General features: G+C 65.6%; 17 protein-coding genes and 1 tRNA gene. 3 read left to right on the forward strand and 15 right to left on the reverse strand.

Annotated elements, in window-relative coordinates; genetic code table 11:
• Positions 1-31: 31 nt before the first annotated feature.
• Entirely contained in the window at positions 32-985 is a 954-nt protein-coding gene (locus ABS88_RS00875) for an efflux RND transporter periplasmic adaptor subunit (protein WP_104959748.1), read from the reverse strand.
• A gap of 237 nt (positions 986-1,222) precedes the next feature.
• Between ABS88_RS00875 and ABS88_RS00880 the strand changes: the two genes are divergently transcribed.
• On the forward strand, positions 1,223-1,783 hold the full coding sequence (locus ABS88_RS00880) for an ECF-type sigma factor (protein WP_067112272.1): 561 nt from the start codon (positions 1,223-1,225) through the stop codon (positions 1,781-1,783).
• A 31-nt stretch (positions 1,784-1,814) separates the two neighbouring features.
• On the opposite strand, the gene ABS88_RS00885 is transcribed toward ABS88_RS00880, so the two are convergent.
• Entirely contained in the window at positions 1,815-4,220 is a 2,406-nt protein-coding gene (locus tag ABS88_RS00885; protein WP_286748683.1) for a serine/threonine-protein kinase, read from the reverse strand.
• Positions 4,221-4,603: 383 nt separating this feature from the next.
• Here ABS88_RS00885 and ABS88_RS00890 point away from each other — a divergent pair, with 383 nt between their 5' ends.
• Both ABS88_RS00890 and ABS88_RS00895 read left to right on the forward strand, forming a co-directional pair.
• Positions 4,604-5,203 (forward strand): hypothetical protein, encoded by a 600-nt coding sequence (locus ABS88_RS00890; protein ID WP_158682240.1) that lies wholly within the window; start codon positions 4,604-4,606, stop codon positions 5,201-5,203.
• 103 nt (positions 5,204-5,306) lie between these two features.
• Positions 5,307-6,917, forward strand: a complete 1,611-nt coding sequence (locus ABS88_RS00895; protein WP_076075989.1) for an FMN-binding glutamate synthase family protein — start codon at positions 5,307-5,309, stop codon at positions 6,915-6,917.
• A gap of 78 nt (positions 6,918-6,995) precedes the next feature.
• On the opposite strand, the gene ABS88_RS00900 is transcribed toward ABS88_RS00895, so the two are convergent.
• From ABS88_RS00900 to ABS88_RS00960, 13 genes are all read right to left on the reverse strand, one after another.
• Positions 6,996-7,071: transfer RNA gene (locus tag ABS88_RS00900), tRNA-Lys, on the reverse strand.
• Positions 7,072-7,148: 77 nt separating this feature from the next.
• Positions 7,149-7,292, reverse strand: a complete 144-nt coding sequence (locus ABS88_RS00905; protein ID WP_156483012.1) for a hypothetical protein — start codon at positions 7,290-7,292, stop codon at positions 7,149-7,151.
• Positions 7,289-7,786 carry a hypothetical protein gene (locus tag ABS88_RS00910; protein WP_158682238.1) on the reverse strand — a complete coding sequence of 166 codons (498 nt, stop codon included), beginning with the start codon at positions 7,784-7,786 and terminating at the stop codon, positions 7,289-7,291. The genes ABS88_RS00905 and ABS88_RS00910 overlap by 4 nt, the downstream gene beginning before the upstream one ends.
• Positions 7,787-7,843: 57 nt before the next feature.
• Entirely contained in the window at positions 7,844-7,996 is a 153-nt protein-coding gene (locus ABS88_RS00915) for a hypothetical protein (protein WP_158682236.1), read from the reverse strand.
• Positions 7,997-8,028: 32 nt separating this feature from the next.
• The gene (locus ABS88_RS00920) at positions 8,029-8,433 is read right to left on the reverse strand and encodes a hypothetical protein (RefSeq protein ID WP_076077710.1); all 405 of its coding nucleotides are present in this window, start codon (positions 8,431-8,433) and stop codon (positions 8,029-8,031) included.
• A gap of 72 nt (positions 8,434-8,505) precedes the next feature.
• The gene (locus ABS88_RS00925; protein WP_076074816.1) at positions 8,506-9,192 is read right to left on the reverse strand and encodes an MgtC/SapB family protein; all 687 of its coding nucleotides are present in this window, start codon (positions 9,190-9,192) and stop codon (positions 8,506-8,508) included.
• Between the two features lie 317 nt (positions 9,193-9,509).
• Positions 9,510-9,686 carry a hypothetical protein gene (locus tag ABS88_RS00930; RefSeq protein WP_286748684.1) on the reverse strand — a complete coding sequence of 59 codons (177 nt, stop codon included), beginning with the start codon at positions 9,684-9,686 and terminating at the stop codon, positions 9,510-9,512.
• Positions 9,687-9,910: 224 nt separating this feature from the next.
• Positions 9,911-10,231 (reverse strand): histidine phosphatase family protein, encoded by a 321-nt coding sequence (locus ABS88_RS24960; RefSeq protein ID WP_353745028.1) that lies wholly within the window; start codon positions 10,229-10,231, stop codon positions 9,911-9,913.
• Positions 10,232-10,259: 28 nt separating this feature from the next.
• Positions 10,260-10,541, reverse strand: a complete 282-nt coding sequence (locus ABS88_RS00940) for a DUF6894 family protein (protein ID WP_067107890.1) — start codon at positions 10,539-10,541, stop codon at positions 10,260-10,262.
• A gap of 36 nt (positions 10,542-10,577) precedes the next feature.
• Positions 10,578-11,333, reverse strand: coding sequence for a Crp/Fnr family transcriptional regulator (locus tag ABS88_RS00945; RefSeq protein WP_067107893.1), 756 nt, complete (start codon positions 11,331-11,333; stop codon positions 10,578-10,580).
• Positions 11,334-11,755: 422 nt separating this feature from the next.
• Positions 11,756-12,997 carry an NAD(P)/FAD-dependent oxidoreductase gene (locus ABS88_RS00950; RefSeq protein WP_076074819.1) on the reverse strand — a complete coding sequence of 414 codons (1,242 nt, stop codon included), beginning with the start codon at positions 12,995-12,997 and terminating at the stop codon, positions 11,756-11,758.
• A gap of 197 nt (positions 12,998-13,194) precedes the next feature.
• Positions 13,195-13,362 (reverse strand): hypothetical protein, encoded by a 168-nt coding sequence (locus ABS88_RS00955; RefSeq protein ID WP_156483013.1) that lies wholly within the window; start codon positions 13,360-13,362, stop codon positions 13,195-13,197.
• Positions 13,363-13,601: 239 nt separating this feature from the next.
• Positions 13,602-14,096, reverse strand: coding sequence for a hypothetical protein (locus ABS88_RS00960; protein WP_104959744.1), 495 nt, complete (start codon positions 14,094-14,096; stop codon positions 13,602-13,604).
• Positions 14,097-14,125 lie beyond the last annotated feature (29 nt).

Consider the following 14,125-nt stretch of genomic DNA (forward strand, 5'->3'; position numbering starts at 1 on the left):
CTCCTGTTCTCGCTGGCTTGCCCCCGCGCCGTCATGTGCGCGGTGACGCCTTTCCGCCGATTTCAAGCCGGCAACGAAGCCCGGCGGGTAGCTTGTTGCCCGGATTGGGAAGCTCCAGCCGCATCCCGAAGGTGCCGCTGGCCGCGTCGAACACGCGGTCGATCACCTTGACCTGCGCCTGATAGGACCCGCCCACCGGGTCCTCGGGGAACACCGTCACCATGTCGCCGACGTGCACCGCGCCGAGCTGCGCGATCGGGGCGAACACCTCGACGTTGAGCGGGTTGATCTGGGCGATGGTCAGGATGTGCGACGTGCTCGGTCCGCGATATTCGCCCGGCGCCATCGCGCGCTCGACGACGACGCCATTGACCGGGCTGCGAACGGTCTTTTCGGTCAGGATGCGCTGGGTGCGGACATATTCGAGCTGGGCGACGCGCTGGTCCTGCGCCGCGGCGCGGCGTTCCTCCGCCGCAGCATCGGCGTTGGCCTTCGCCTCCTCCACCTTGTCGCGGGCGAGGTGGGTGCGGATCTCGTCGCTGCGGCGGCTGACCGAAGCGAGGTAGACGGCGCGGGCGTCGGCGGCGCGCACCGCATGCGCATTGGCGGCGCGGGCCTCCGCGGCGGCGGCGCTCGCGCGGTCGACGTCGGCGCGGAGGCGGGCGACGACCTGTCCCTTGCCGACATTGTCGCCACGGTCGACGTAGATCGCCTCGATCACGCCCTCGACACCGCTGTTGACCCGCACGACGCGGCTCGGTTCGATCAGGCAGTCGTTGGGGCGGGAGGCGTCGAGGCCGGGCGGCGCCACCGTGTCGGCCGGCGGCGAGGCTGCGAGCGGCTGGATGGCGGGGGTCGCGGGCTGGATGGCAGGCTGAGCCGCCGGGCGACTGTCGGCGCTGCTGTCCGCCAGCGCCAGATACAGGCCACCCGCCACGGCCAGGACAGCGGCGCTGGCGACGAATATGCGCTTTCGATCGGTCACGCGCCCACGGTCCCCCCAATAGTCCCGGCATTTCCGCGTCGGCATCCGCCATGCGGCCCGTTCGCCCTCGTCTTGGTTAGCGGCGAACCGGTGGAATTCGGATCACGGCGGCGGACGAATTTCCGCCGGACGCCCGAAAACGGGATTCGCGGCAAAAGCAGGGGGTTGCGCGATGATGCATTGCAATATTACCCTGACCGAAAGGTCGGGTCGCAGAGCGTTGAGGGGATTCGGCTCGTGGAAAGTTCACAGACCAGATTGCTGCTGCGGAACTGGCGCGATGGCGTCGCCGATGGACGCGATCAACTGATCGGGAAACTCTATCCCGAACTGGAGCAGATCGCGGCCGCACGGTTGCGGCGCGAACAGAATTCGTCGCTTTCGACCGGCGACCTGATCAACGACGCGGTGCTGCGGCTCGTGCAGATGGAGCGCATCTCGCTGGCCGACAAGTCGCATTTCATCGCGCTCGCGTCGCGGATGATGCGCCATATCCTGATCGATCACGCGCGCCTGCGGTCCTCGTCGAAGCGCAGCCATCGCAAGGTGGAATTGTCGACGCAGATCGAGGACGGCCCACGCCGCATCGACCTCGGTGCGCTCGACGCGGCGCTGATGCGTTTGCGGGTGCTGGACGAGGAACTGATGGAGATCGTCGAGATGCGCTATTTCGGCGGCATGACGACGGCCGATATCGCCGAGGTGATGGGCGTGTCGGAACCGACTGTGAAGCGGCGATGGCAGGTGGCGCGGGCCTGGCTGGCCGACGCGCTCGCCAATCCGATCGACCCCGACTGACCGTGCCGTCCCGCGGGGCGACAATGCCGGGTCAGCGGAGCGGGCCGAAATCGGACGCGGGCCGCCCCGCCGCGCACTTCGCCAGATTCGCGCGCAGCCCCGGCAGGAACTCGGCATAGAAGCCGAGCAGCGTGCCGCGTTTCTGAAGGTCCGCGAAGTCGCGCTCGGCCTGCCGCCATGAATCGCACGCCAGCGCCCGGTCGCCGGCATCGCGCCCGATGATCCCGAGGATGATATGCGAAAAGCCGTGCGCGCTCAGTGTGTTCGCCGACCGCTTCACCGCCAGCAGCTTCCGGTGTCCGGCGATCACCTCGCGCTGGGTGGCGATGGCTTCGGCGAAGCGGCCCCTGTCGCGCAACCACTGCGCCTGCGCCTCGCGGATGCCGGTCGACATGGTGATCAGGCCATTGTCGCGGGTCTCGATCGCCATCAGCCGATCGATCGTCGTCTGCGCCAGTTCGTTGAAATGGGCGGCCTCTTCCTTCTTGCCGAGGCGCGAGGCGACCGGAAAGCCGTTATAGCCGGTCCAAGCGATCATGTCGAGGACGATGGGATCGTTCGGCAGCGCGCGCTCGAGATCGCGGAACCTTTGTTCGGCGGCGTGGAACAGCGGCAGGCTCCGTTCCATCGTCTTGTCGTCGAACGACAGCGCATAGGCGCGGTAATAGTCGGCATAGGCGCGGTCGAGTTCGGCCGCGCGCGAGGTCTGCGCGTCGGCGGGCCATTCGCCGACCTCCTTTTCCAGATCCTGTGCGAGCGCGCCGACGCGGTCCATCCTGTCGGCGAGGTCGGCGAGTTCGATCTGTGCCTTGCGGACGGTGCTGCGCGCCTCGAACCAGCCGAGGTCGCGTTTCGCCGCGGGCGTCCGGTCGAGGGCGCGGGCCGCTTCGGCGATCGCCCTGTCGGCGGCCTTGTCGTCGAGAAAGCCGTGCGCCTCGATCACCGCGCGATGGGCGTACAGTCGCGCCAGGACATTGGCGGTTGGCGCGCCCGGATCGCGAACGGCGCGCAGCAGCCTTTCCGCCGCGGCCAGATTGGTCCGCGCCTGTTCCTTCTCGCCGAAATTGGGCTCGCCGGGAACGCCCTGGATGCGCGCGAGCTTGATGAAACCCTCGGCCGCCTCCAGCCGCAGGTCGTCCGCGATGCCCGGTGATGCGGCCAGCGCGGACAGATAGGTCTGTGCCCTCTGCGCCAGGTCGACGCGTGCTTCGGTGTTGCCGACGACGCGTTCGAGCCGGTCGTTGAGATCGAAGAGCATGTAGCGCGCGAGGTCGCGAAGCTGGCCGAAGCGCGTCGCTTCGGCCGCGCGTGCGCGATCCGCGACCGAATAGGCATATCCCGTCGCGGCAAAGGCGCCCGCGATCAGCAGCGCGGCGGCGGTGGCGGCGAACACGCCGAAGCGGTGGCGCTGAACGAACTTGCGCAGGACATAGGCCCGCCCGCCGCCCATCGCCGCGACGGGCAGGTTCGCGTCCCAGGCCTCGACGTCGGCGCGCAGCGCCTCCGCCGTGGGGTAGCGCCGCCCCGGTTCCTCCGCCGTCGCGCGCGCGACGATGGCGCGTAATTCAGGGGCGCGCAATTCGGGGTCGTCGCCTTCGGGCATCATCCGGGCCAGCAGCCGGCCGAGCGAGAAGATGTCGGCGGCGGTGGTGACCTCGGCGCCCGTCATGCGCTCCGGCGCGGCATAGCCCGGCGTCAGGCTCAGGCTGTCGAGCGACGACCGGCCGGTGGTCGCGACCGGGCCGGGTCCCGCCAGCGCGTCGGCGGGCCGCGCGATGCCGAAATCGATCAGCTTGACCGTTCCGTCGTGGGTGACGAGCACATTCGAGGGCGTCAGGTCGCGGTGGACGATCAGATTCTGGTGCGCGACGCCGACCGCGGCGCAGATGTCGCGGAACAGCCGCCGCCGCTCGGCCGGGCTCGCCCGATGTTCGTCGATCCACTGCAACAGCGGCAGGCCGTCGACATATTCCATGACGATATAGGGCGACCCGTTCTCGGTCGCGCCGCCGTCATAGAGCTGGGCGATATTGGGGTGGCGCAGCCGCGCCAGCGTCTGGCGCTCGCGTTCGAAGCGTTCGACCAGATTCTCGGAAAGCAGCCCCGGCTTGATGATCTTGATCGCCGTTTCGTGGACGAAATCGCCCGCCGCGCGCTCGCCGCGATAAACCGAACCCATGCCGCCGCGCCCGATGCGCGCGACGATGCGATAGGCGCCGATGCGCTCGGGAATTTCCTCGTCCTCCAGCGCGTCGGTTGCCGCTCCGGTCTGGAGCATCGCATTGTCCGCGGCGCGGCGGATCGCCCTCAGCCGGCTCGCCAGTTCGGGCCGGTTCTCGGTCTGCACTTCGATCCACGCGTCGCGTTCCGCTTCCTCGATGTCGAGCATCCGCTCGAACAGCTTCAGCGCCTCGCGCTCCAGCTTGACGTCGGTCATGACCGCCCGCCGCGTATCGGGCCGGTCGCCGTTTTCCCCAACCGAGCTTCCCCCATCACATCCCCCTTGCGACCGCTTATGGTTCATCATTCGCGGCCCGCTGCCAAGAGCGGGCGGGCACCCTCTGCCCTGTAAAGCGAAATTCGGCGCGAAATGGGATCGCGGTGCGGTCGATGCGGGTGGCCGGACGTGCCGCGATACGGAGGAAGCATCGCGGCCTGTTGAATTTTCCGCAAAGAAGGCCATGTTGCGCGCCATGCATGTCTCCCTGTCCCTGAGGCGCTCGGCGCATCACGCCGGTCGGCTGCTCGAAGGCTAGCCGCCCCGGACCCGCATCGCGGCGGGCCCGGGGGTTTTCGAGACATGCGGCATGGTTCGCGCCCGTGGGCCGCTCGCCGCTCAGCGCTTTGGAGATCGATGTGGATGAACCTGCGGAACAGCAAGCGCTGTTCTCGCGCCTGCTGTACGAAGCCGCGCAGCGGGCGGAGCAAATATTGGCTTCCGCTGTGGAAGCGTCCCGGATGCGGGCGGTTGCGGACGATGGATACAGCGCGATCGAGCGGCTCGAACATTCGCCGTTAGCCGACGACCAGATGCTCGCGCTGGCCTTGCGCCTGTCCGATCGGCGAACGCCGGGCGAGCCGATGGAGGCCGTGCTCGACCGACATTTCCGTGTCGACGCTTCGCCCGCAGCGCAGGAGGCACAGCGCCGCGCCGTCTGGCGCGCCATCGACGCGAACGGCCTGCCGATCGAACGCGCGTCGCACGCGGTGGCGAACCTCGAACGCCGCCTGGCGGGCCGGGAGGGCGATCTCGATCGCGCCTTGCGTCGCCATGCCGCGCTTTATTCCAGCCTCTGGTGCGATCCGCGCATCGGTGCGAGCGCATCGGCGCGCCGGGTGATGCTCGCGATGGTCAGCCTGCTTCACGAACGCGACGTGACGCCTCGTTTCGTTCCGCGCGGCAGACGGCGGGCCACATGATCCCCATGCCCGCGACGACGCGGATGCGCCGCCGGTCCGGATGACCGCCCCTTCGGTCGCGCGCCATCGCAACCTTCCTCCCCTTGCCATGTCGCCCGATCGAATGGAGACCGACTTGTTTCCCAAACGCTTTGCTCCGCTGTTCCTCAGCGTCCTCGCCGCGCTGGTGTCGGGGCTGTTCCTTCCGACGCCATGGGCGCTGTTCGTCTTTCCGGCGAGCGTCGCCCTGTCGCTCGTCGGCTTGTTCGACATTTTCCAGGCACGGCATGCGGTCAAGCGGAATTACCCGATCGTCGGCAGGCTGCGCTGGTTCTTCGAGGAGATCCGGCCGGCGATCCGGCAATATCTGATCGAGGGCGACCACGAACGCGCGCCCTTCTCGCGTATCCAGCGGTCTCTGGTCTACGCGCGTGCGAAGAACCAGATCAGCGATCGTCCGTTCGGAACGTTGGTCGACGTCTATCAGAACGGCTATGAATTCATCGCGCATTCGACCCGCCCCGTGCCTCCGTCGGACCCGGCGACGTTCCGGGTCGCGATCGGCGGCGACGCGTGCCGGCAACCCTATCAGGCATCGATCTTCAACATCTCCGCGATGAGTTTCGGGGCGCTGAGCGCCAATGCCATCCGCGCGCTCAACAAGGGGGCGAAGCTGGGCGGGTTCGCGCACGATACCGGAGAGGGTTCGATCAGTCCCTATCATCGCGAGCATGGCGGCGACCTGATCTGGGAAATCGGCAGCGGCTATTTCGGATGTCGCACCGAAGACGGCCGCTTCGACCCCGCCCGCTTTGCGGAACGGGCGGCCGATCCGCAGGTCCGGATGATCGAACTGAAGATCAGCCAGGGCGCCAAGCCGGGGAAGGGCGGCATCCTGCCCGCCGAAAAGGTGAGCGCGGAGATCGCGGCGACGCGGGGCATCCCGATGGGCCGCGACTGCATTTCGCCGGCGCGGCACCAGGCCTTCTCGACACCGATCGAGCTTGTGCAGTTCATCGCCGACCTGCGCCGTCTTTCGGGCGGCAAGCCGGTCGGCTTCAAGCTGTGCGTCGGCCAGCCCTGGGAATTCATGGGCATCGTCAAGGCGATGCTCGAAACCGGGATATTGCCCGATTACATCGTCGTCGACGGCGCCGAAGGCGGGACCGGAGCGGCGCCGCAGGAATTCGCCGACCACCTCGGCATGCCGCTGCGCGAAAGCCTGCTCTTCGTGCACAACACGCTGGTGGGGGCAGGTCTGCGCAGCCGGATCCGGGTTGGCGCGGCCGGCAAGATCGTCAGCGCCTTCGACATCGCGGTCGCGATCGCGCTGGGGGCGGACTGGACCAACGCGGGCCGCGGTTTCATGTTCGCGATCGGGTGCATCCAGTCGCTCTCCTGCCATACCAACCGCTGCCCGGCGGGCGTCGCGACGCAGGACCCGGTTCGCCAGCGCGCGCTCGTCGTGCCTGACAAGGCGCAGCGCGTCTATCATTACCACCGCAACACGCTTCTCGCGCTGTCCGAGATGATCGCGACGGCCGGACTAGCTCATCCGGGCGAAATCACCCCGCACCATCTCGTCCGCCGGGTCAGCCTGACCGAGATCCGGCTCTTCTCCCAACTCCATATCTTCCTTGAGGAAGGCGAATTGCTGGACGGCGCCTGCGAACGCGATTTCTACGGCAACGCCTGGAAGCTGGCGCGGGCCGACAGTTTCGAAGTCGCCATTTGAGGCCGCACGCGTTCCACGTCGCGGAATATGCGAGGTCATATTCATGAGCGGTTCTGCGGCGCAGATCGTCGAAGGAAGTGGTGGACGCACTAGGGCTCGAACCTAGGACCCGCTGATTAAGAGTCAGCTGCTCTACCAACTGAGCTATGCGTCCACTGCCGGTTTGCGGCGTTCTTCATCAGTGGCTCTGGAGCCTTGTGCTGCGAAGAGAGCGGCCCGCTATCATGGTGCTCAGCACATGGCAATGGCCTTCGCCGATATTTTTTCGGCCGAAGCCAAGCTGCGGCGAAACACGGCTGCTTTCGACAAGACTTCGGGTTCTTGTTCGACGAGGCGCGAGACGCCGGCAACATGATCTTGGCTGAAGCGCATCACGCTAACCTTCTTCTCCTGGCAACATCACAATTCGTGATGTTTCCTGCGGCGGTCCGGCTTTGATGAGTAGCCGGACTTGTCCAACGGCTGATGCATGCACTACGGCTTGCTGAGCGGCAATAAGGGAGGCGAAGGACACGGTGATCGAGCTTGAGTGTGCCGCTCAGGCTCTTGAAGACCGAACCGCCCTTGACCAGCAGGCTTGCGATCGAGACGCGGATCGTACCGTCGGTTAGCCCCATCTTTTCGAGATTGATCCGCGTGTCGGGGAGGATGCGCGGACCGATCCGGGCTTCCTTTGCACGAGCGGCAGCGAGACCTGCGTCGTCGGCGAGGTCGTCGAAGTCGAGCTGTGGCGCGTCGATGGTCGCATCGATTTTCGTTCGGCCGTCGCGCTTGAGGACGGTCGCCTTGGCGCGGATCGCCGAGCGGCCGACCGAAGAGCCCCGCCTCGGCGATATGATCGAGTTGCTTGAAGCTTGTTCCCCGCGCACGCATGGTCATTGTCATCGCGCTCGTGTCGAGCGGTGCCGCCATCGTGCCTTTTGCTGTCAGGTCGAGAAGATCCGAGGAGAGGACGCCCCGAGCAACAGGACGAGCGCCGCCGACAGTCCGGCCAGCAAGGCGAGCGTCATGCGCGTCCAGCGCGGCAGCGCCGCGAACTTGTCCGCGATGGCGGCGCGCCGCCGCGATCCTGGCGCCATGGCTAATCCCAGGTTTGATCGCGACGTGTCGATCACGCGGGGGGCAGCTTGACCTCGGGCAGGTTTGCAAGGTCGGCCTTGGTCATCGACGTCTGAAGATCGGTGTCGTCTCCGCGAACGACGACCTTGAGGCCGGTGATCGGGACATGGACATAGCGATCCGGCCCCGCGCCATCGAGTTCGACGAGCAGGCGGTCGACCTTGTTATCGGCTCCGCGTTCGACCTTAGCGACGTCGCCAAGTTCCTTGCCGTCGGCACCGATGATATCGGCATCGAGCAGCTGTGCTTCGCTGAGGCCGAGGGCTGCGGGTACGGGACCCGCGACGGTGGCGCTTGTCTCGGCGGAGCGCTCAAGCTTGTCTTCGGCTGCTTCATTCCTGTCGGAGCAGGCGGCGAGGAGGATAGCCGGGGCGGCGAGGGTGAGAATCATGCGCATCATCATTCCTTTGCTTGCGAACAAGTTGAACGTCTCCCCGCGAAGAGGGTTGCAGGCTTCGCCGTTTCCCTGTCAGGCCTGTTGCGGGCGGATTTCGAACCCGATGATATCGGCGTCGGCCGACCAGTCTGTCGCAAGCTCCTCCGCGCGGCTTTCGGTGTATCCGCCCGCGATCGCGGTGAAGCTGTGCTGATCGCCGTCGAGCGCCTGGTCGATCGTGATCGACTTGAGGTGCTTCGCCGCGAGCAGGTCGCCAAAGCCGCCCAGCGTCATGGCGCTGCCGTGACGATATATGGCCCTGATGTGCGCGATCCGTCGCTGAGGCGCGTAACGTTCGGTGACCGAAACCGCCGCCAGCACGGCGAGCGTGGCGGCGCCGCCGAAAATCGCGAGCTGGTAGAACCCTATCCCGAACAACATGCCGAGCGTTGCCGTGGTCCAGAGCGAGGCGGCCGTCGTCAGCCCGCGCACATTGAAGCCTTCGCGGAAGATGACGCCGCCGCACAGGAAGCCGATGCCGGTCAAGATGCCATGCGCCATGCGGACCGGGTCGATGCGGATGACATCGGAAGGAGCATCGTTGAGCCACGCCATCTGATGCACGGCGGACAGCATCAGCAGGCAGCACGAGAGCGAAACGAGGATGTGCGTGCGGAGACCCGCAGGGCTGGCTCGATACTCGCGTTCGGCGCCGATTATCGCGCCGGCCAGCGTGGCGCCGGCAATCGGCCAGATCAGGTCGGGGTCAAAAAGGTCCATGTTCGGTTACCGCTCGGGGCGAACTTAGGTTCCTTGGCACGAGTATAACGCATCGTGGTGCCCGGCCCAAAAGGTAAAGCCCCACTGCACGAAGCGGCGGGGCTTTCCTGAAGTCCGATCCGGAGATCGGGACTTGCAGAAAAGAAACCGGTGAGAATGCGAAAGGTTGCATGACGCGTCAGAAACTTTGCGTTCGGAGGGAAAGATGGCGCGGCCTGTTCGGCTGCACGACGGTCGCATGATGGCGATGGCCAAGAAAACGGCCCGCCGAAGCGGGCCGAGGACGCAGCGTCGAGGTCGGCTGCGAGGGGAAAGGTTCAGTTTTCGGTGCCGGGCTTGCCGGTTTTGGGCGGCTTGCCATCCTCGATCCGGCCTTCGTTGCGAAGGTCGCGGCCTTCCTGCGCCTTGCGCTGGCTTTCGGGGGAATCGCCATTTTCGTAGGCTTCTTCCTTCACATAGCCGGCGGCTTCCTTGGCTTTACCTTTGATGCTCATGATGATCTCCTCTTGCAGGGGGCATGAGGACAACTGGCGTTGCCGTGGCGAGTTGCGTGTCGACAGGGAGTCGCACGAGAGAATTTGCATTCGTCCTAACCTAGATCAGGTCGGCGCCTGCGAAGGGAACAATGATGGCTTTCATGCGTCGTTGCCGGTTCCGTTCTTCCGACTTGATCCAGGTTGTGTCGCGAGACGCGCGATGCGCTTATCACCGCTGCTCTTCATGCGTTCCTGGCGACCCGGGAGCGTTCGAGGGGGGCTTCCAGCGCATAGCGATATGCCTCTGGACCCGGAAAGGCTCCGCCGGAAGGCGGGGCCTTTCTCGCGGGGTCAGACGCCGCGCATCCTTCCTGGCCTTCGGCAAACCATTCGCCGAGCGCGCGCGATTGTTCCTCTCCGAGGCGCGAGAGCGGGACATCGACATCGCGGTGGTCGAGCGCGATGCGGAGGTCTCCCGCGGCGTCGGCGGCATCGCGCGCGACATTGCCCGCGCTTTGCCCATACCGGACGACCCAAAGGATCGAGGGCCAGCGCGGCGTCATAGGGGGAGACTGAATGCCGTCACCGAGCTCAACGCTGCGTATCGGTGAGGCGTTGGTTTTCGGCGCGTGTGCCCGGTTGCCAATCGACGCTGATCGCGTTGAGGACGATTGCGAAGCGGAGGTGGCCGTCTTCGGCAGTGACGTTGATGCGCAAATTCTCGTCAGCGAGGAGCAGGTCGGGGTCGTCGCCGAGCAATCCGCAGCAATAGTGAACCGCCTCTCGCCGGGCGGCCAGGTCATCGGCAAGCTCATGACCCTGCTCGTCGATCTCCTGCGTGCCGTCGCAAACATGAAAATAATATCGGGGCATCGCAGGCTCTCTCCTGATGTCTTGCCGCCCCGGTTGCTAAACGAGCGAATCCAACGTTCGATGCAGGTAAACATCAGAAAAATCGGCTATTCGTCGCAACGTGTCGACATCGCCGATCGTGAGGCGGCGCGACACGCGTTTGACCGCGCCTTCCTTCTCCAGAATCTTGATCGTGCGGTTGATGTGAACGGGCGTCAGGCCGAGCAGGTCGGCGAGTTGCTCCTGGGTCAGCGGAAATTCAAAGGCGCCAACTTCTTCGAGCGCGATCTGCTGCACGCGATAATAAAGCTCGCACAGCAGGTGAGCGAGGCGCCCGAGGGCGTTGCGGCGGCCGATATTGAGCAGCCACTCGCGGCTGATCGAGCCTTCGATCAGAATGTCGACGATGATGGCGCGCGCGATATTGGGCCTTGGCGCGACGAGCGCTTCAAAATCCTTCTGGGCGAAGACCGCAAGCTCGACGGGGGTAAGGGCCTGGAGGTTGTGGTCGGCGATATCGACGTAGAGGGACTGGAAGTCGAGCGCATCGCCCGGAATCTTGAGCGCGACGATCTGGCGTCCGCCATCGGCCGAGGTCTTCTGGCGATACGCAAAGCCGCTGAGAAGCACGGGGCAAACCTTCGCGAGGTCGCCTTCGCGCAAGATATATTCGTTAGGCTCGAGCCGTCGCAAACTGAAGGGCAGGGAAGCTATCGCCTGCTGGTCGTCGGTCGACAGCCGGCTATGGCTGAGCAGTTTGCGAATGAAGATACCGAGCCGGTCCTCCTTGGACTTGAAGGGATCGTCACCCATCCAGCGTACCGATGAGGGCATAAGGCGTTTCGAACCCGTTCCAGAATTTCCGATCGTGCATGCCATAAGAACATCGGCAGGGCCGATGCGGTTCCGGCCCGCAGCATGGCGGACCATGCCGACACGCTATGGCCGCGTATGCGGAAGGGCGAAGCAACATGGGTTAAGTCGAAACCGACCTCCCTCAATATTATCCCAACCGCGCAGCATGAATGGGCGAGGGGCTCTGATGCACGAGGACACGAGACGCGGCTGAATGGCCGTCGTCCTTGGCGGTCTGCTTCTGGCCGCGGCGCGTGAACCAGACGAGCGCGCCGAGCACGCCGACGCCAAGCAGCTTTCCGGACCCCGATGTCCTTGCCTGTGATGTCATGTCCCTGTTCTTATCGCCTGTCGTTGCTGCGTGCCTGCGCGCCGCCCGTTCAGAATATCCGACGGAATCCGAAAAGGTCGCTGTCGGGATCGCGCGCACCGCAAATTTCCGAGCGCAATATCTGAGCGGCCATCATCGAGAAGGTGATGCCATTGCCGCCATATCCCATCGCCGAATAGCAGTTCGGCATCCGCGGCACGCGCCCGACGGTCGGTGTCCCGAGCGGGCTATTGCCGAAGCTGCCTGCCCAGGCGAAGGCGGGCGCGGGATCGATCGCGGGAAGCAAGGCCGCGAGCTTGCGCGTCAGGATTTTCGTCTTGGCCGCAAGCCTGGCGTCGCGTTCGCCGGCGCTCGCGATTTCCTCATCCTCCCCGCCGCAGATCACCGCGCCCTCCGGCGTTGTCCGGATATAGAGATAGGGATCGGACGCCTCCCAGATCATCGCACCGTCCCGCCAGAGGGCTTCGGGTTGTGGTCGCGTCGCGATTACCCAGGTCGACATGATATGGTTGCCGAGCCTCGGTACGCCCTTCATCATCTCATATCCGGTCGCAAAGACGGCATGCCGAGCCTGCACATGTGCGCCCCGATCACTCTCGAGCGTCACGCCCTTTTGCGCCGCGTCGACGCGCACGATCTCGCTATGCGGATGGATCCGTGCACCGCGCTTCGCGGCGACCCCCAGATAGGCTGCTGCCATCGCGCGCGGGTCGGCGCAGTAGTTGCCGAAGCCGACGATCGCATGGCGCCGCTTGATCCCGTAGCGCCGCTCGGTCTCGGCGGGTCCGATGAGTTCGACCTCGAATCCGGCCCTGCGCCTTGCGTCGGCCTCGGCCGCCAGCTGCGCAGGATCGAGGCGGTCGCCGTCGAGATAGAGCGAGGGGCGCGTTGCAGCACCGACCTTGAGTCCGAGCCGCTCGGTGCGCGCGCGAAGGGCCTCGACGGCCAGGTAGGAGCGCCGCCAGATGCGCATCGCCCGCCCCCAGCCGATGCGCTCCGCCATCTGCGAGAGCGGCGTGTCGAGTTCATATTGGAGTAGCGCGGTGGAAGCCGGGGTCGATCCCTCCGCGATGCCGCGCCGGTCGAGGATCATCACGTCGAGCCCCGCCTCGGTCAGGGCCTCGGCAATCAGCGCGCCCGATATACCCGCACCGATCACCGCGACGTCACAGCGCGAGCGGGACGGGAGGGGAAGGGTGGGAACCGGGGGGCGGCGGTGCTCCTGCCAGATGGTGCGCCCCGTCCTGAGGTCGCGCTCCTCGCTTGCCGACCTGCCGTCATCGCTTTTCATGATGGTCTCGTGTCGGTTCTCTATCGGCAATCGTCTCGTCCTCGATTGCCGCCTCGATTGGATCGCCGTCTTGAGCACAGTGAGGGCAGCAGAAGCATGGTCGGGCCGACCCGTCACGGCAAAAGCCGGGTCGCGCGGGAGCGACGACCCGGCCCGGAGAGCGCGACCAGCGCGCCCGCCTGTTGTTGTGCCAGGGATCAGCGGTTCTGACGATTCTCGTCGTCGCGGCCGCCCTGATTGCCGCTCTTATCGGCGTCGCGATCGTCGCCCTGCTGGCGGCGGGCCGGATCCTGCTGTTCCTGCTGACGGTCCTGGCCGGGGTTCGGATTCGGCTGGTTGCCGCCCTGTTGATTATTCTGCGCCATGATGGCCTCTCCTGATGATGATCTGCCCGGGGGTGGGCATGGGAGAGACGCTTGGATATTCCAGATTGTTCCTCTAATTTCATGGACTTAACATAGGTTATGACGTTCGTGAATTTTATCGGGGCTGGAACCCTGCGGCCGGAACCTTTCACTCCAGATGCTCCAACCGCCATAAGACTGCGAATGCTCTTTGTGCGGAATGGCTCGCCGGCTTGATTCCCGACGCTGGTCAATGAGACCTATCTCCGGGCGGTCATCAGCGGCGCAGTCGTGCCGCGATGGATCGTCATGGTCACGGTGCCGAGACCTGCGGCGGGAATTACCCTCATCCTCTCGTTGGCGATCCCGCGATCTTCGAGAAGGCGCGCGAGCGTGGTTGCCTGCGCCTCGTCGCCTGCGAGTTCGATCGTCGCGGTGGGCGCGGCGCGCAGGATCGTCGCGAGATCGGCGGCACGGCCGAGGCCCTTGCTGGTGAGTGTGGGCTGCGTTTCGTGAAATCCGGTGAACTGAAAGTCCGCGCTGCCGCCCTCGCGTTTTGCCAGCCATTCGGAGACGCGCCGGGACAGCGAACCTGTCGCCGCGGCCATGGTCGATCCGTCGGGCAGGACCACTAGACTGTTGGTCGGACGAACGGGAGGCGCCGCATCGACGCTTTCCGCGCCACACGACTGAAGAGCAAGCGTGGCCGCGGCGATCGAAAGTGCGGAGGTCATGAGAAGGAGAAAACGCGTCATCTGACTATCCCGTTGATACGAGATTGAAA

The sequence above is a fragment of the Sphingopyxis sp. SCN 67-31 genome, assembly GCF_001725095.1.